The organism is Streptomyces sp. F001 (genome assembly GCF_004187715.1).
In the GTDB taxonomy this organism is placed as follows: domain Bacteria; phylum Actinomycetota; class Actinomycetes; order Streptomycetales; family Streptomycetaceae; genus Streptomyces; species Streptomyces flavusporus.
The window spans coordinates 51,065-67,681 of the sequence record NZ_QZWF01000002.1; the positions used below are offsets into that span (position 1 = coordinate 51,065).

General features: G+C 69.1%; 16 protein-coding genes and 1 pseudogene. 6 read left to right on the plus strand and 11 right to left on the minus strand.

Features of this window, described 5'->3' with window-relative positions; translation table 11 throughout:
- Positions 1 to 6: 6 nt before the first annotated feature.
- From StrepF001_RS07820 to StrepF001_RS07830, 3 genes are all read left to right on the plus strand, one after another.
- Complete coding sequence (locus StrepF001_RS07820) at positions 7 to 2,103, plus strand: hypothetical protein (protein WP_129797586.1); 2,097 nt, start codon at positions 7 to 9, stop codon at positions 2,101 to 2,103.
- 77 nt (positions 2,104 to 2,180) lie between these two features.
- Positions 2,181 to 2,567 (plus strand): hypothetical protein, encoded by a 387-nt coding sequence (locus tag StrepF001_RS07825; RefSeq protein ID WP_129797587.1) that lies wholly within the window; start codon positions 2,181 to 2,183, stop codon positions 2,565 to 2,567.
- The gene (locus StrepF001_RS07830) at positions 2,539 to 4,362 is read left to right on the plus strand and encodes a hypothetical protein (RefSeq protein ID WP_129797588.1); all 1,824 of its coding nucleotides are present in this window, start codon (positions 2,539 to 2,541) and stop codon (positions 4,360 to 4,362) included. Before StrepF001_RS07825 ends, StrepF001_RS07830 begins: the two co-directional genes overlap by 29 nt.
- Positions 4,363 to 5,530: 1,168 nt before the next feature.
- Here StrepF001_RS07830 and StrepF001_RS07840 read toward each other — a convergent pair.
- The 4 genes from StrepF001_RS07840 to StrepF001_RS07855 form a co-directional block, all read right to left on the minus strand.
- Entirely contained in the window at positions 5,531 to 6,118 is a 588-nt protein-coding gene (locus StrepF001_RS07840; RefSeq protein WP_129797590.1) for a TerD family protein, read from the minus strand.
- Positions 6,119 to 6,207: 89 nt separating this feature from the next.
- Positions 6,208 to 6,873, minus strand: coding sequence for a hypothetical protein (locus StrepF001_RS07845; protein WP_129797591.1), 666 nt, complete (start codon positions 6,871 to 6,873; stop codon positions 6,208 to 6,210).
- A 102-nt stretch (positions 6,874 to 6,975) separates the two neighbouring features.
- Positions 6,976 to 7,551: a TerD family protein gene (locus StrepF001_RS07850; RefSeq protein ID WP_129797592.1), complete on the minus strand. Its 576-nt coding sequence runs from the start codon at positions 7,549 to 7,551 to the stop codon at positions 6,976 to 6,978.
- A gap of 91 nt (positions 7,552 to 7,642) precedes the next feature.
- Positions 7,643 to 7,909, minus strand: coding sequence for a GlsB/YeaQ/YmgE family stress response membrane protein (locus StrepF001_RS07855; RefSeq protein WP_129797593.1), 267 nt, complete (start codon positions 7,907 to 7,909; stop codon positions 7,643 to 7,645).
- 177 nt (positions 7,910 to 8,086) lie between these two features.
- Here StrepF001_RS07855 and StrepF001_RS07860 point away from each other — a divergent pair, with 177 nt between their 5' ends.
- Positions 8,087 to 8,476 carry a BlaI/MecI/CopY family transcriptional regulator gene (locus StrepF001_RS07860; RefSeq protein WP_129797594.1) on the plus strand — a complete coding sequence of 130 codons (390 nt, stop codon included), beginning with the start codon at positions 8,087 to 8,089 and terminating at the stop codon, positions 8,474 to 8,476.
- Between the two features lie 6 nt (positions 8,477 to 8,482).
- A complete protein-coding gene (locus StrepF001_RS07865; RefSeq protein ID WP_129797595.1) occupies positions 8,483 to 9,415 on the plus strand; it encodes a M56 family metallopeptidase in 933 nt (310 codons plus the stop codon).
- A 144-nt stretch (positions 9,416 to 9,559) separates the two neighbouring features.
- Here StrepF001_RS07865 and StrepF001_RS07870 read toward each other — a convergent pair.
- The 3 genes and pseudogenes from StrepF001_RS07870 to StrepF001_RS07880 all read right to left on the minus strand — a co-directional run.
- Positions 9,560 to 10,471: pseudogene (locus StrepF001_RS07870) on the minus strand (MMPL family transporter); the annotation flags it as partial.
- 48 nt (positions 10,472 to 10,519) lie between these two features.
- Positions 10,520 to 10,783, minus strand: coding sequence for a GlsB/YeaQ/YmgE family stress response membrane protein (locus StrepF001_RS07875; protein WP_129796404.1), 264 nt, complete (start codon positions 10,781 to 10,783; stop codon positions 10,520 to 10,522).
- A 17-nt stretch (positions 10,784 to 10,800) separates the two neighbouring features.
- A complete protein-coding gene (locus StrepF001_RS07880) occupies positions 10,801 to 11,736 on the minus strand; it encodes an ion transporter (protein WP_129797596.1) in 936 nt (311 codons plus the stop codon).
- 170 nt (positions 11,737 to 11,906) lie between these two features.
- Here StrepF001_RS07880 and StrepF001_RS07885 point away from each other — a divergent pair, with 170 nt between their 5' ends.
- Positions 11,907 to 12,131, plus strand: a complete 225-nt coding sequence (locus tag StrepF001_RS07885) for a twin-arginine translocase TatA/TatE family subunit (RefSeq protein WP_129796403.1) — start codon at positions 11,907 to 11,909, stop codon at positions 12,129 to 12,131.
- A gap of 75 nt (positions 12,132 to 12,206) precedes the next feature.
- Here StrepF001_RS07885 and StrepF001_RS07890 read toward each other — a convergent pair whose 3' ends face one another.
- The 4 genes from StrepF001_RS07890 to StrepF001_RS07905 all read right to left on the minus strand — a co-directional run bounded on the left by StrepF001_RS07890 (position 12,207) and on the right by StrepF001_RS07905 (position 16,567).
- On the minus strand, positions 12,207 to 13,226 hold the full coding sequence (locus tag StrepF001_RS07890; protein ID WP_129797597.1) for a hemolysin family protein: 1,020 nt from the start codon (positions 13,224 to 13,226) through the stop codon (positions 12,207 to 12,209).
- Positions 13,223 to 14,560 (minus strand): hemolysin family protein, encoded by a 1,338-nt coding sequence (locus tag StrepF001_RS07895; protein WP_129797598.1) that lies wholly within the window; start codon positions 14,558 to 14,560, stop codon positions 13,223 to 13,225. The genes StrepF001_RS07890 and StrepF001_RS07895 overlap by 4 nt, the downstream gene beginning before the upstream one ends.
- 206 nt (positions 14,561 to 14,766) lie before the next feature.
- A complete protein-coding gene (locus tag StrepF001_RS07900; protein ID WP_240797327.1) occupies positions 14,767 to 15,885 on the minus strand; it encodes an acyltransferase family protein in 1,119 nt (372 codons plus the stop codon).
- Between the two features lie 226 nt (positions 15,886 to 16,111).
- Positions 16,112 to 16,567 carry a TerB family tellurite resistance protein gene (locus StrepF001_RS07905; protein WP_129797600.1) on the minus strand — a complete coding sequence of 152 codons (456 nt, stop codon included), beginning with the start codon at positions 16,565 to 16,567 and terminating at the stop codon, positions 16,112 to 16,114.
- Between the last annotated feature and the right edge of the window lie 50 nt (positions 16,568 to 16,617).

Below are 16,617 nucleotides of genomic sequence, written 5' to 3' on the forward strand. Positions count from 1 at the left end.
GGGGGCATGACATCTCATCGGGCTGTGCGGGCCCTGGTCGTCGGCGCCGGGCTGGTCGTGACCTTGATCGTGCTGCCGACGGTTCTGAACATCGCCACGAGCGCCCGTCTTCCCGGGCCGCTGGCCTGGATCGCGGCCCGGCCGTGGCCGGTTCTGGCGGGCACGGGGTTCCTCGCAGTCGTGCTGGCTTGGGTCCAGCTGACCTATCTTGACGATCCGAGCCGCGCACGCCGGACCGATACGCGGGGACGAGGTCTCGCGGATGCCGTGCTGCTGATCGACCGTGGGGCCGGATCGTGGCGACGGGAGACGCTGGTGGCCACTGTGGCGTGGCGGGTTCGCTCCGGCACGCGGGCCACCGTCGTCTACGGCTTACCAGGCGCGGGCAAGACCACGATCGTCGCGCAGGCGGCTCGTGAACTGATCGGCGAGATCAAATACGGCGTCGCTCTAACCCTCGAAGGCTACCGGGCGGAGGACGACTCGGGGTCTGTGGCGTTGCAACTGAACGGATTCCTGGCCGGGTTCGGTCGGGAATTGGACTTGGCGGTCCTCGAACAGTCGCCGAGGGCGACGCTGCTGCGTCGGCTTGCCGTGGAGCTACGCGGGCTCGGCGTACTTGTGCTGATCGACGGCCTGCACCGGGCCGCGCCCGACACCCGGCGGGACCTCCTGGAAGCGCTGGACGGGGTGGAAGGGGTCCGCGTGCTGGCCGCCTCCGACGAGGCACCGACGGCGCGGCTGCCGGCGGAGGGAGTGCACGTGCCAGAGCTGACTCCGAACGAATACCGCGAATTCGCCCGGACCCTCGCGGTCGAACTGGGCCTCGAAATCGACCTGGACGACCTGTTTGACCGGCTGCCCGACGAGATCCGCAGCTCCCCCCGTTCCCTCGCCATCACCCTCGGCTACCTCAGGAATCGCCCGATTGAACTGCTGCCGACCGACGCCGCCTCCGATGCACAAGTGGTCGCGCACGCGATGACCGCCCTTGACGTTCCGACACGGCAAGCGCTGTTGCTGGCCGCCCTGTTCCGGGGCTGCGGCCTCACCGAGCTGCTCGCCTCCTCCGAGGGGCCGCCCGGGCTGCGGGACGAGCTGGACGCGCTGCTGCGGCGGGCTCTGATCGACCAGGTGCAGCCCACAGTCGAGCTACCCGCCCTGGTGGTCGCCGGGCTCAGCGGCCTCGGCGGACCGGAGGCCGACGGGCTGTATGAGCGGGTGACTGACACACTCCTCGCCCAGGTTTGCGCACAGGTGGCAGCAGACACCGACCTGGCCGCAGCGGGCCAAGTTCTGGCCGCCGTGGCTCACAACTTGAGTGAGTTGGAGGGATGGGCGCAGATTCTGAAGCTGTGCGACCGATCGGTCCTTGACACGCTGAATCGGCAGGGGCACTGGATTGCGTATCTGACGCTCCTGAGGGTCGGCATCCGCGCGGCCGACGGGCGGGACGAGGACCTGGCGCTTGAGCTGCGGCTGAGGCTGGGCCGCAAACTCACTCAGCTGGGAGAGCAGGAGGAGGCCGCGGCGCTGGTGGAGACGGTGGTCTCGCAGGTGGGCGAGGGCGAGGGCGTCGCCCGGATCCGGCTGGCCACACAGCATGGCCTCTTCGCGCTGACCCGCGGTGACGCACAGGCGGCGAAGGTGGCCTTCGAACGCGCCCGCGACCAGGCCGAGGCGCTCGGCGACCCCGCTCTGCTGGCCACGGTGTACAAACAACTCGGTCATACCTACCAGGCGTTGGGCCGGGTCGAGCTTGCGAGCGAGGCGTTCCACACGGCTATCGACCGTGCCCCTGCCAGGTCCAAGTACTCCTGGGACTCCCTGGTGAACCTGGCGATGCTGGATCTGCGGGCGGGCCGGACGGCTGCGGCAAGAGAACGCATAGAGCGGGCGGTCCGGGGTATGACCGCTGAGCGCTACACCGCAGGTCTGCCCCGGGCGAACCTGGCCTACGCCGAGATCGTCTACTCCGGCGGCGACCGCGGCCGCGCGCTGGAGCTGGCCCGAGAGGTACTGGCGGGATCCGGCCACGACGACAAAGTCACCGAACTGGCGGCATCGATGATCAGGAGGTTCGAGCGGGCGACCGACGGATGATTCGAGCGGGATCATCAGAGCTGGCAACTGACGGATGGGGGAGGCCCAGGATGCTGTTGCGCAGGCGGAGGCGAGCGGTGGGACCGACTTGGACACCCGGCTTCAACCCGGTCAACTATCGGGACGATCCCGGGCTGCCGAGTACGGTCCTGCGGCTGCTGAAGCGATACGAGAAGGCGCTGGCATTCCACTTCCGATGGGGCACGGAGTCCCGAGCCCGGATCGATCGGCTGGCCGCTCGACTGCGGGCCGTCTGGCCGGACGACGAGCTCGACCCGCGGTATCTCGCGTCGATCCTGGCAGTGCTCGATGTACGCGCCCAGGCGCTGTACAGCAAGCGGGGAATGGACGAGGCCGAGGAGAGCCTGGCCGGATTCTGGGCCGCCAACGGTCTTGAGCAAGCGGCGTTCGACGAAGTCATCAGGCAGATCCACATTGATCTCATCACCCTCGTCGACACCTGAGCGGCTGGCCGCGGTGCTCGCGCACGCCCGCGAGCACGTGCCGTTCTACGCCGGTCGTATCCCCATCGGCGACGACCCGTACCGTGTGCTCGCAACTCTCGCACCGTTGGACAGGGAGACGGTACGCAGGGCAGGCCACCGCCTGCACGCTCGCAACGGCTCGACGCAGGGTTGGCGCGCGACCCATACCTCCGGCACCACCGGCGAACCGCTGACGGTCGTCTTCAACCACCCACCGCAGGAGCTGGAGTTCAAGCTGCTCACCCGGCACGCGGACCGCCTTGGTCTGCCGCAGGGCGCGGGGATCGTGCACTTGACACTCCACGCCCCCGGCCCCTCGCAGGCGATGGCGGCGCCGTGGGGCGACGGACGGACGCTCACCAAGTGGAATCTGGCCCGGGTCTGGCAATGCCCCGACCCGGAGTTTCGGGGGGCGGTGCGATGGCTGGACGGGAAGGTGTTGACCGGCAAGCCCACCGTCCTGGACCTGCTGGCCGCCCGGGCGGACGCCGCACCGGCCGGTGTGATCGTGTCCGGCGAGACGCTGGACGCGCGGGCACGCGCGGGCATCGGCGCCGGCCTGCATTGCCCGGTGAGCAGCCTGTACACGCTGGCGGAGGTCGGCATCGCCGGATCGGAGTGCCCGGACGGTGGCTACCACCTGGAGCCGGAGAGCGTGCACGGCGAGATCGTCGACGACGAGTTGGTCCTGACGCCGTTGGCCAACAGGGCCATGCCGCTGCTGCGGTATCGCACCGGAGACCGGGCACGCTGGCTGCCCGCCGACTGCGGCTGCCTCCACCCGGGGCCGCGGCTGGAGCTGACGAGCACCCGCTCCCCTCGGCATCTGCTCACCACGTCAGGGCAGCCGGTGGAGCTGAGCCGCTTCCTGGAGACGCTGGGCGCACTGCCGGTGACACGTCTCGCGCTCAGCGCCGAGGGACCGGGCCGCGTCCGCATGGACTACAGCGCCGACGCACCGCTGACTCCGGTGAACCGGGAGCGGGCCGCGCGCCCGTTGCGAGCCGCACTCGGCCTGGACACCGAGGTGCGGTTCGTTCAGCACAAGGGCCCGCACTGGCCTGCGTCCGACGGACAGCCCACTAACCCCCCGCAGCCCGAGGTCGGCCTCGACCTGCTGGCCGACGACGTGGCGGCCTGGCTGGCCGCCTGGTTCACCGGGCGAGAACTGCGCCCGGAGGCGGTCGCGCTGACCGGAAGCGTCCTCACGCCCTCAGCGCGGACCAGGTTCAGTTTGGTGGACGTCACGGTCATCAGCCCCGCGGCGCCGGACGAATGGGCGGACGTGGTCCGGGCGTTGCGGCGGGACCTGACCGCACTCCGCGTACACGTCGTCGACGCGCCCTCGGGGCTGGCGGCGTGCCGCCTGTCGGCCGAGGCGCGGGTAGTGCTCGGCCGACTGCCGGAGATCGCCTGGCCAACCCAGGCCGCCCTGGCAGCCGAAGGCCGCGCGTGGTGCCGCCAGGCGGCCGACACGCTGTGGGACAGGCTCACCGGCTCGCCCATCCCGCCCGCGGACACGCTGCGTACGGCCTATGTGGCACAGCATCTGTCCGTAACGGCGTGCCGCTACCTGCACCTGGCATCGGGCGGACGGGAGACGGGCGCGGACGCCGTCCTCGCAGCCGAGTTGGACCCGGAGGAAGGCGCAACCGTCTTCGAGGCGGTCGCGGTCGCCCGCGAGCACCGCCCGCCACCGCCGGAGCCCGACGCCGGGCGGGACTACCTGCGGCAGGCGATGAGGCTGGTCGGGATGGTGGCCGCGGTGTTGTGAGCCTTCGCGAACGCCGGTCTGCGAGACGGGCGTTGGGAGAGCCAATCGAAGGATCATCAACGGGATCTTGTACAGGTGCCGCCGGGGTGTCGTGGCGGTGACTACCTGCACATTGCTCCCGCTCGTGGTCCGTCAACAGGTCCCACCAATTGACCATGGCCACGGAGACTAGGCAGCAGGAGCGTGAGGTTCACTGGCGGGCGGGTCTCTTCGACGGCTGATGCTCATAGCCCCGTCGGCGGTTTTGACCTGCTCTTGCCGTATGAATTCATTCACCGCAGCCAGCGATTTGATTGCCACGATGCACGAATGAGTGTGAGTTCGTCCTGCTCGGTGATCAATCCACGTTTGTAATCCCCGGGAATTCGGGCACTTGGATTTTCGTCCAAGTAGGGCGCAGGGGGCGTGGCGGAAAATTCTGGTGGCGTTGCGGTAGATCAGGATGTCGTTCGGGCCCCAGTATGGCGTACGCGGTGAGCTGTCGCGATAGAGCGGGCGCTTAGAAGGCGCCTGGCGAGGGCGCGTCTGCTATGCCTCTGACCTGCTCTTACGTGATGGTCTGACCGGCCGTCAGTGAATCTTCCGGCGTTTTCGGGAAGGATCCCGGGGGTCCCGACTACTACTGGGTGCGTGACGGTCCGGCGTGAGGCCCTTCGAGCCCGGCTGCAATCGATGCTGCGAGTTCTGAACTCTCGACCTCTTCCTCCTGAGCGAAGGGCACCCACGCTGCAGCTGCCAGGATCGGCATCTGCGCAGGTCATGGGAGTGGTCTTCGTTGGTGTGGGATGGGCTTCGAGGGCTCTGGGAGAAGATCTTCTCCCAGAATTCTCCCGTGGGCAGCGGCGTACCGCAGTGGCAGCGCCGGACACTCCGCGTTGCTTCGTCCTGGCGGGGGCGCAGCACATCGAGGGCGCACTGGTTTGCCGATGGGACGAGTGACGGAACGGACCAGGTTGGGAAGTCTCTTGGCCCCGAGGAGGAGTATGACGCCGATGAGGATGATCGCGAGTTCTCTCAGTCCGAACATGGGGATCATGTCTCCTCCTTGACCCGGGCTGGGTGCTGCCGAACGTACTGGTGTGGCGGGGACAGCGATATCGCCGTCTCGGTCTGCGGTTGCCTGCCGACGGCTGAGAAACGATCCCTGGGCGTGCGGCAGCACCCCGCCCTACAGATGCGGCGTGATGGAGGGCAGCAGGTCCTGGAAAGTGCGGCCGGTGGCAGGTTCGCCGATGGCCTTCATCTGCCAGCCACCGCCGCTCCGGTGAACCTTCGCCATGATCTGCGCGGTGTTGTTGCCGCCACCGGTGAGGGTGTAGCGGGCCAGTTCGGTACCCGTGGTCTCGTCGACCAGGCGGCAGAAGGCGTTCTGCACCTCGGCGAAGGTCTGGCCGGTGAACGAGTTGACGTTGAAAACGATCTGGTCGACGTGGGCGGGGACGCGGGTCAGGTCGACGAGGATGGCCTCGTCGTCTCCTCCGGCGCCGGCGCCACCGGTGAGGTTGTCGCCCGTGTGCCGTACCGAGCCGTCGTCACTGACCAGGTGCTGGAAGAAGACGACATCCATCGGCCGGCCCTCGGCGATGAGTACGGCCGAGGCGTCCAGGTCGATGTCGTTTCCTCCGCCGGTGAGCTTGGCGAGGAAGCCTTTGCGTGGTGCGGCCTGCCAGCCCAGGCCCATTCGGACGGAGGTGAGGGCGTTGCCATCGGCCTTGCTCAGGCTGATCTGCTGGCCTTTGCTCAGGTTGATCGTCATGAGGGGGTTCTCGCTCTCGGCTTCGTAGGGAAGGTGTGGGGCTGCCCGATCAGCCGGTTTCATGGTTCGGGCTGGTGCGTAGCTGCTTGCTAGTCGGCTTGCGCGGGACTGCCGTTGGATTCGGCGGTGGGGTCGGCAGGCGGCTGTGTCGTCGGTGCGGCAGGGCCGACGGATGGCTCCTCGCCTATGCAGCGGCGCAGGTAGGGCAGCATGCCGTGGGTCAGGAGGGCTCGCTGCCAGTCCAGCCGTGCCTGTTCGAGGCGGGCGGGCTGCACCGAGCCGCCGCGCCCACGCATCGCCGTGGTGAGCAGCGCAGTGAGAGCTGCGAGCGTGCTCGTGGCCGCGACAAGCGCCAGAACCCAGCCGGCGGTGACCAGCGATCCTGGCAATGTGCCTTGGATGTCGGCCAGCTGGAACACATAACCGAGCATGAGGAGGATCGCGGCGGACGATGCGGCCCCTGGAGGCGTGAGTACGGCAACCGCAGGCAACAGGCTGCCGTCGGCATGGCCGCGCGATGTGCCCGGCTGCGCAGACGTGTGCAGGGTGAGATACGTGCGGTATTCACGTTGTGCTGCGGCCGTGCTCTCGTCGGCGTTCGCGAGTGCCCTTGTGCGCAGGCGTGCGGCGGTTGGGCCGGTTGTGGTCGGATCGGAGCGCAGGGTGTTACGGATGTCCGGGGTGTTCAGCGCCAGGTGCAGTACGGCCTCGAAGTCCGGCCGGTCCTCGGGGCGGAGGGGGGACGGGGCGACCACGTGTTCTCCTGACGGGTAGAGGCGCTTCGGCAGGGACGGGTCTGGGACCGGCCGACCGGGCCCGCCTTTCGAGGGGCGAACCCGGCGGGGTGGGCGGCCTGCTCAGACGCCTACGCCGAAGTCGGCGGCGATGCCGGCCAGGCCGGAGGCGTAGCCCTGGCCGACCGCGCGGAACTTCCACTCGGCGCCGTTCCGGTAGAGCTCGCCGAAGACCATGGCCGTCTCGGTCGAGGCGTCCTCGGACAGGTCGTAGCGGGCGAGCTCGGCGCCGCCTGCCTGGTTGACGATGCGGATGAAGGCGTTGCGGACCTGGCCGAAGCTCTGGCCGCGGTTCTCGGCATCGTGGATGGAGACCGGGAACACGATCCGGTCGACGTCGGTGGGTACGGCCGCGAGGTTCACCTTGATGGCTTCGTCGTCCCCCTCGCCCTCGCCGGTGAGGTTGTCGCCGGTGTGCTCGACCGAGCCGTCCGGGCTGGTGAGGTTGTTGTAGAAGACGAAGTGCTGGTCGGACAGGACCTTGCCGGAGGCGTCGAGCAGCAGGGCCGTGGCGTCGAGGTCGTAGTCGGTGCCGGTGGTGGTGCGTACGTCCCAGCCCAGTCCGACCACGACGGCGGTCAGGCCGGGCGCCTCCTTGCTGAGCGAGACGTTGCCGCCTTTGGACAGGGAAACTCCCACTGCGTACTCCTTCTCGATGCGTCAGGTCAGGGCCCGGAGGGGCTCGATGAAAATCTACAACACTGTAGAAGTGATGGCCTGGTGGCTCGGGTCAGTCGCGGGAGTTTCCGAAGAGGATGCGGTAGCCGATCAGCAGAACCAGGGCGCCCGCGATGGCCGAGCCCCACGTGGCGGCGTCGAAGAACTCCCGCTCCACCGGTCGGTCGAGGAACTTCGTCGACAGCCAGCCTCCGATGAAGGCGCCCGCGATGCCGATGGCTGTCGTGCCGATGAGTCCGCCCGGGTCGCGTCCGGGCAGGATGGCCTTGGCGATCGCTCCGGCGAGAAGGCCCAGTACCAGCCATGCGATGACGCCCATGTCTCCTGCTCTCCTTGTGTCGTTGCCATCGGTGTGGCGCGGAACTGTATGTCCGGGCAGCCTATCTTCTACACTTTTGTAGATGACGTGATGATGGTCCGCGGTGCGGCGGGCGGACGTCGGGCGTCTATACGATGTCCGGTCGGACAACGGGCGGCAGCGGAAGGGAGACAGGACGTGACGGATCACCGGCAGCGTTCCCGGCGTCGGGGGCAGGGTGAGCTGGAGGTGCTGGTCCTGTCGGCGTTGGGGGAGGCGGACGGGCCGGCGACGGCCGGCTGGGTGCAGGAGCGGCTGGGCGGGGATCTCGCCTATACGACGGTGATCACGATCCTGACCCGGCTGCTGGCCAAGGGCGCGGTGACCCGGGAGCGGGTCGGCCGGTCCTTCGCGTGGACGCCGGCGTCGGACGAGGCGGGCCTCGCGGCGCACCGGATGCGCAGGGTGCTGGACGCCGAGAGCGACCGGGAGGCGGTGCTGGCCAGCTTTGTCACGGGCCTGGGGCCGGACGACGAGCGGCTGCTGCGCGACCTGCTGGGTCGGACCCGGAGCGAAGGGGAAGACTGACATCTCATGGGGGTCTTCGTCTTTCTGCCGCTGGTACTGCCGCTCACGGCCTGGCCGATCGCGCGCCTGGCCGAGCAGCACCTGCATCCGCGGGCCGCGACCCGACTGCTGACCGGCGTGGCCGCAATGATGGCGTCCTGCAGCACGGTGTGCCTGGGCCTGGTGATGGTGGTGGGCACCGCCCAACTGCCCGGCAACCCGCTGCCCGACGGCTGGTCGGACCCGGAGGTGCGGGCGGCGGTGCCGTACGACGAGGTAGCCGGGAAGGCCGCCATTCCCGCACTGTTCGCCGTGCTGCTGGCCTGCGGCCGGACCCTGTGGCGGCACGGCCGGGTGCGCCGCGGGGCTCATAGGGCGCTGGCCGGGATGCCCGGCACCGAGGTCGTCGTACTGCCCGATGGCGTCCCTTACGCGTACGCGCTGCCGGGAGGTGGCCGGGACCGGGTGGTGGTGACCACGGCCCTGCTGGACTGCCTGGAGCCGGCCGAACGCCGGGCGCTGTTCGCCCATGAGCGGGCGCATTTGGCCGCGCGGCATCACCGGTTCCTGCTCGCTGTCCAACTCGCGGCCCAGGCCAACCCGTTCCTGCGTCCGCTGCGCACGGCCGTCTCCTACACAGCCGAACGGTGGGCGGACGAAGAGGCGGCTCAGAAGGTGGGCAGTCGCCGCACGGTGGCGCGCGCGATCGGCAAGGCGGCGCTCGTGTCCCGCGCCACTCCGGTACCCACGTTGGCGGGGCTCGCCGCACCGGGGCCGGTGCCGCGCCGGGTAACCGCTCTGCTCGGCCCGGCTCCCGTCGTGCGGAGCTGGCCCTCGGTGTTCACCACCGTGGGCCTTGCGGCGTGGGGTGCGGCCGCGGGTACGGCGGTATCGGCGATGTCGTCCGCGAACTCCGCGGTGACGATGTTCTTCATCCTGTACGCCGCCACGCCCCTGTGAGCAGGCGTCGGCGCGGTCAGGCGTTGTCCACCGGCTGACCAGTGGGATCCGGCATCGGCCGGGCAAGCTCGGCGCATGCGCATCTTGCCGATGTGCATGCGCCGGGTAGGCGAGGGCCTGGAGAGGAGGGGGACCTTCCTGGGCCTACGCCACCTCGTGGGCCCGGTCCCGGGCCGTGGTGGAGGCGGTGTGAGCCGAGGTGTTCCCGTCGACGTGCGGCAGGGCCCGGAAGAGGCGGCCCGGCCACCAGAACCAGCGACCCAGGTCCAGGGCGAGGGCGGGCACCAGGACGGTGCGGACGAGGAAGGTGTCCAGGAGGACGCCGATGCCGGCGAGGACGCCCATCTGGGCCATTGTCACCATCGGCAGTCCCGCGAAGATCGCGAAGGTGGCCGCCAGGACTATGCCCGCCGAGGTGATGACGCCGCCGGTACTCGTCAGCCCTTCCAGGATCCCGCGTTCGTGGCCCAGCCTCCCGGTCTCCTCCTTCACGCGGTGCATGAGGAAGATGTTGTAGTCGATGCCTAGGGCGACAAGGAACACGAAGCCCATCAGCGGGATCGACCAGTCGACGCCCGCGAAGTCCAGGACGTGCTCGAAGAGCAGGTTCGAGGCGCCGAGGGCCGCGAAGTACGACAGCACGACCGTGGCCAGGAGCAGGATCGGGGCGATGAGGGACCGCAGCAGGAGGATCAGTACGGCAAGGACGACGAGGAGCACGATGGGGACGACCGTCGTCAGGTCGCGGTCGGCGGCTCGCTGGGTGTCGAGAGTCTCGGCGGTGGTGCCGCCGACCAGGGCGCCCATCGGGTTCACGGCTTCGCGGAGGTCGTCGATCGTGTCCTTGGCGGCCTGGCTGTCAGGCGCGTCCTTCAACACCACGGTCAGGTGGGTGAGTTCGCTGTCCGGTGTGTGGTCGGTGGCGTCCTCGACGCGGGCCACGCCGCCCACTGTCGCCGCGGCCTCCCTGACCTCGGCGGTCCGGTCGGTGTGGGTGACGATGTCCGCCGGGTCGGAAGCCCCCGACGGGTAGTGCGCCGAGATCCGCTCCTGTGCTGGCGGCGGCTGTTTCGGGTTTCCGCCGCATGCTGTGGAGTCGGCGAGTCAGCGACGCAGTTTGACCTTGCTGACCGCGGCGACGCCGAGGGCCGCGAGGCCAATCTGGAAGAGCCACTCGACCCAGTCGACGCCCTCGGTGTCGGCGACGTCGAGGCCGGAGGCGATGCCGGTGCCGATGAGCGCGGCGATGATGCCGATCGCGATCGTCCAGAGGACGCCGATGCGCTGGCGGCCGGGGACGACGAGCCGGCCGAGGAAACCGATCACGATGCCGATGACGATCGCGCTGATGACGCCTGAGATCTCCACGAGCGGTATGCCACCCCTCAATCGTTGGCGGCATGCGAGTGCCCGTTCGAATTGATTTCAATCCGCTCTGCTTCTCGAGTGATGGCCGGGGTGGAGCGGTCGAGTTCGGCTTGAAGATCGTCCAGGGCGCGGCGGGCGGCGGTGATTCGTTCCTGCAGCGCGCATGGGTCTGCCGGGCCCTCGGCCTGTTCGGGCTCGTCCCGTTCCGTCTGCCGCGCCTCGTCGAGGGAAGTCAGGACGACGCCGATGAGGACGTTGACGAGGACGAAGGAGGCGAGCAGCACGTAGGAGCCGTAGTAGAGCAGGCTCCAGCGGGAGATCTCCAAGCCGGCGCGGACCGCGTCGCCGATGCCGTCCAGCGTCATCAGGAGGAACAGGGTGAGCACGGCACGACCGAGGGAGCCGAAGTGCTCGGGGTCGTGGTGGCTGAAGAAGACCCAGCCGACCATGGCGTACACGTACAGCAGCAGGGTGCCGACGAGCAGGAAGCTGAGTGTGCCGGGCAGGCTGCGGGCGACCGCCGTCAGGACTACGCGGAGCTGGGGCAGGAAGCGGGCGGTGCGCAGGACGCGGGCCAGGCGCAGCAGTCGCAGGACGGTGGTGTTCTCGCGGACGACGGGGAGGTAGGCGCACAGCACCACGGCCAGGTCGAAGACGTTCCAGGGGTCCTTCCAGAACTGCCCGGGGCGGTCTGCATGGGCGGCCATGCGCAGAAGGATCTCGATGGTGAAGGCGGCAAGGCAGACATGCTCGGCGAGCCATAACCAGCGGTGCCATTCGGCCGCCAGCCCGTGGTAGGTCTCGACGCCCAGCAGGGCCGCGTTGGCCAGGATCATCGCGAAGACCGTGATGGCGAACCAGCGGGCCTCGGTGATGGCTCGGCAGCGGCGGGCCGCATCCCGTCGAACTGATGCGGCTACCGGTGCGGCTGTAGGGTCGTGGTGGTCCAGCATCTTGTTGCCTTGCTCCCTCGCATGGTGCAGCCTCTCCCGGCCAACGAGGCTGGAAGGCGGGCTTGTTGCGCGATCACGTTTCAGGAGAGACTTCTACAGCACTGTAGATCACTTCGCGTCGCCGGTTCGTCATATCGGCGGACGGCTCGCCCCAGGAGAGAGCAGACCTGATGTTCGGCTTGAGTGAACTGGCCCTGATCCTCCTCGTCGTTGTCGTGGTCCTCGGCATCAAGAAACTGCCCGAACTGACGCGTTCGGCGGGCAAGGCAGCGCGAATCTTCAAGAGCGAGGCCAAAGCGCTCAAGGAGCAGGACGCCGACGGCGCACAGCCTGGCGCGGGCCGGGTCGTGCCGGGCACTGCCGCTGAGCGGGACGAGCCGCCCGCGCGCTCCTGACCGGTCGACGTGGCGGCAAGACGCTGACGGGGTCCGGCCTGCCGGCCGGACCCCGTCGTGTGATCACTTGTCCGCTCAGGCTGTCTGCGGTTGCAGGAAGCGGGCCAGGAGGTCGTCCAGGCTCACCATGCCGGTTGCTCGGCCGGACGCGTCGCGCACGACCGCCAGAGAGGCGCGGCGCCCGCGGAGCAGGTCGATCGCGTCAGTGACGGTGGTGTCCCCGGCCATCTCGGGCACCGGTCGGGCCAGGGCACGAGCGTCGGCGGCACGGCCCTGGGCTCGGGCGACCAAAGCGTCCCGGGCATGGATCGAGCCGAGGAAGACGTCGCCGTCACGGACCAGCAGACGGGTTCGGTCACTGTCGGCAGCCACGCGCAGGATCTCCTCGATGCCGGCGCTGCCCTCGACGGACGTGATCTGACCAGCCGGGACCTGGAGGGTGCTCACCCGCGTCTCGGGCTCGGTCAGCGACCGGGTGAGCAGCTCCGAGTCGGTCTCGCTGATCAGTCCGAGCCGCTCGGACTCCTCCACCAGGTGGGTGAGCTGCTCGCGGTTGTGGACGGCGGCCAGCTCGTCGCGCGGGGTGACCCGGCACAGTCGCACGAGCGCGTTGCTGACCCAGTTGAGCAGCCCGATCAACGGCCGCACCAGCTTCACCACGCCCCGGAAGGGCGGGGCGAGCAGCATCGCCGAGCGCTCCGGGTGTGCGATGGCCCAGGACTTGGGGGCCATCTCGCCCACCACCATGTGCAGGAACACCACGACGATCATGGCGACGGCGAAGGCGACGCCGTAGCTGAGCGCGCTGGGCAGACCGAGACTGTGCAGCAGCGGGTCGAGTTCGTGGGAGATCGCGGGCTTGGAGACCGAGCCCAGGCCCAGCGTGCACACGGTGATGCCGAGCTGCGCCCCGGCGAGCATGAGCGACAGCTCGCGCATTCCGGCGAGCGCGGCCTTCGCGCCGCGCTGTCCCTGGGCGGCGGCCTTCTCCATGCGGTGCCGTTTGGCGGCGACCAGCGCGAACTCGGCGGCCACGAAGAACCCGCTGCCGATCAGCAGCAGCACGGTGACGAAGAGCGCCATCGGGAAATTCATGCCTGCTCCTCCACCTTCTCTGCCACCCGCTGGATGCGGACCCGTTCCGGCACGTGCCGGTCCAGGCTCCGTACGTCGATCACCGCGCGACCGCCGTCGGACAGTTCGACGGAGAGGCGGTCGCCGACCGTCGGGAAGCGGCCGAGCCGGTCCACGATCAGGCCGGCCACGGTGTCGTAGTCCTCCTCCTCGGGCAGCTCGATGCCGGTCGCCTCGGCGATCTCGTCCAGGCGGCGCCCGGCGTCCACCAGCCAGCCGTCCCTGTCCGCGACGGCGAGTTCGGTGACGGTGTCGCTCTCGTCGGCGATGTCGCCGACCAGCTCCTCGGCGATGTCCTCGTAGGTGACGATGCCGGCCACGCCACCGTGCTCGTCCAGAACGACCGCGAACTCGTCGTCCTGCTGTCGCATCTGCTCGACCGCCTCCGGCAGCGGCAGCGTGTCGGGCAGCAGCAGCGGACGCCGCGCGACAGCGCCGGCGGTCGTGCCGGCGAACTGCTCCGCGGGTAGCCGCATCAGCTCGCGCACGCCCAGGACGCCGGTGATGTCGTCGGGGTGATCGCCGAGGACGGGATAGTTGGAGTGGCCGTGCATGCCGATCAGGGCGATGGCTTCGGCGACGCCGGCGTCCTTGCGGACGAAGACGGCGTCGGCGCGCGGCACCATCACCTCGTCCAGGGTGCGCTCCGAGAACTCCAGGGCATGGTCCAGCAGGGCGGCCGTGTCCCTCGGCAGCTCGCCCTGCTCGTGCGACTCGCCGATCAGGTGGCCGAGCTCCTCCAGGGTGGCGCCGTGGTGCAGTTCCTCGACGGGCTCGATGCCGACCTTGCGCAGCAGCCGGTTCGCCGCGCCGTCGAAGATCCTCACCACGGGGCCGACGACCTTCAGGTACGCCATAGTCGAGGTGGCCAGCGACTTCGCCAGTCGCTCGGGCACGGCGATCGCGAGGTTCTTCGGCGCCAGCTCGCCCAGCACCATCTGCACGACAGTGGCGCCCACGAAGGCGAGCACCACGGAGATACCGCTGACCGCCCCATCGGGGATGCCGATACCGGACAGGACCGGCTTGAGCAGGGCGGACACCGACGGCTCGGCGATGAAGCCGACGACCAGACCGGTCACGGTGATGCCCAGCTGCGCGCCGGACAGCATGAACGACAGCCGCTCCAGCACCTTCAGCGCACGGGCGGCCTTCCGATCACCGGCCTCGGCGTCACGGGAGAGCGCGAGCCGGTCGGCCGAGACGTAGGCGAATTCCTGGGCGACGAAATAGCCGGTGCCCGCGGTCAGGACAAGGACGGCCAGCAGGCCCAGCCAGGCTTCCACGGCACTCATCGGCGCATCGATCGGGATGGGGCACCCCGCCGGGTGCCGCGCTCAGCAAAGACCTGGCGGGATGGTCGGGGACTGTGCCCCGAGGGGTCCGTCGATCTGGCGGACAAGGTCGGTACTCCTCCGATAGCTGTGGAATTAGGCAAACGATTCTGGCCACATCCCGGTTCCCGGCGCCTCCCGGCCCCTACTCCTGTGCGACCCCCTGGTTACTTCTGTGCGGCCCTCTGGCCGCGACCCGTCAGGGTCAAGCCCTTCCGGAAGGCCCAGTCCATCCTCGGCTCCAGCACGAACCGGAAGATGCTCCGCACGGGAGGCGTGCACAGCACGGTCACGACTGCGGCGGCGATGAGGGAGACGGTGATCTTGCCGAGCGGCTGGTGGAACCAGTCGAGGTGGGACCAGTGCCGGTGGTTGGCGGCCTGGATGACGAAACCGTGCAGGAGGTAGCCGTAGAGGGTGCCCGCGCCCAGGGCGGTGAACCATGCCCGGCGTCCAGGCACCCATGCGAGGAAGCAGGCAACCAGGACCATGGAACAGCCGAAGAGGGCCAGGGTCATGACCGGCCCGTACCAGGCGGGCACTCCGAAGTCCTCGGCGGCGGCGTTGTGGAAGAACCAGGCGTAGTCCATCTGCGGGACCGCCCAGTACGCGAACACGAGCGCACCCACGAAGACTGGCACGGCCATGATCCGCACCCGCCACCGGCGCACCAGCCGGAAGTGCTCCGGCCTCAGGCACAGGCCCAGCACGAAGTACGGCAGGAACTGCAGGACGCGCTGCAGGTCGAGGTCCTTGCCGATGGGTGGCGAGAGCGTGGCCAGGGCCGCGATACCGAGCGCGATGGGCAGTGGCCACCGGATGCTCTTCCAGACGGGTGTGGTCAACCGCCAGAGGAACAGTGCCGCCAGGAACCACGTCAGATACAGGGGGTCCAGCAGGCTGACCGGGCGGTCGGGGACGCCGTCGCTCCACCGGGTGAAGAAGGTGTACGCCGCCTCGAAGACGACATACGGCACGACGAGCCCGGTGATCAGGCGCTTGATCTTCTCCGGGCTTGCGTCGAAGCCGCGCGAGAAGTAGCCCGAGATCACGATGAACGCCGGCATGTGGAAGGCGTAGACGATCGTGTAGAGCGCGGTGACAGCACGGCTGTCGGAACGCAGCGGCTCCCAGGCGTGCCCCATCGCGACCAGGACCATCGCCAGGTACTTGGCGTTGTCGAAGAAGGCGTCCCGCCGCTTCGGCCGCAGGGGCCCCGTCTGCTCGGCGGCTGCAGTCGCGGATGCCGCTGCACGGGCCGACGCAGCCTGCGTCGTACTGCTCACCGCTCTCCTCGCCCAGTCCAAGCGGAACCCACGCGCAGAAAGGCGCGACTTTCAGAGAGCACGGCTGCGGTGTGGAGGCATGGCACCTTGCGCGCCTTACCGCTTCTCGGCGTCACAAACGCTCACATCCAGGACCAGGGAAAGCCTGCCGCCTGCGTGGGATTGGGTGATCACGCAGGCGGCAGGGGCCAAGGGCCCGACGTCCGCCCCGTGGGGCAGTCCTCGGTCAGAGATCGAACTCGTGCGGCGGCAGGTCGAGCGTGAAGCACGCCTCGCGAACGACCGCCTGCTCGGTCTTGTCGAAGTCGCCGTCGGCGCCGCCGATGACGATGCCGATCTGGATGACGGCGCGCGCCTCGGCCGGCTTCTTCTTCGCCTTGGCGATCTCCTGCAGCACACTGACCTTGCCGAAGGCGAAGTCGGTGGTCAGTTTGCTGAGGTTGTCCTCGAAGCGACGGCGCAGATCTTCGGCGTCGAAGTTCTGCAGCACCTCGTTGGTGGCGATGAGCTGTGCCACGCGCTGCCGTTCGGAGGGGTCGATCGTGCCGTCGGCGGCGGCGACCAGGGCGCACATGGCCATGCTCGCGTCGCGGAAGGCGCCGCTCTTGAGGTCGTTCTTCTTTGCCACCAGCTGGGTCTGCATCGTCGATGCGGACTCCTTGATGCGGTCCCACAGGGCCATGAGAACTCCAAACGGGTACGGGGGTTGCGGCCGCCCGCGTCGAGGCGGCC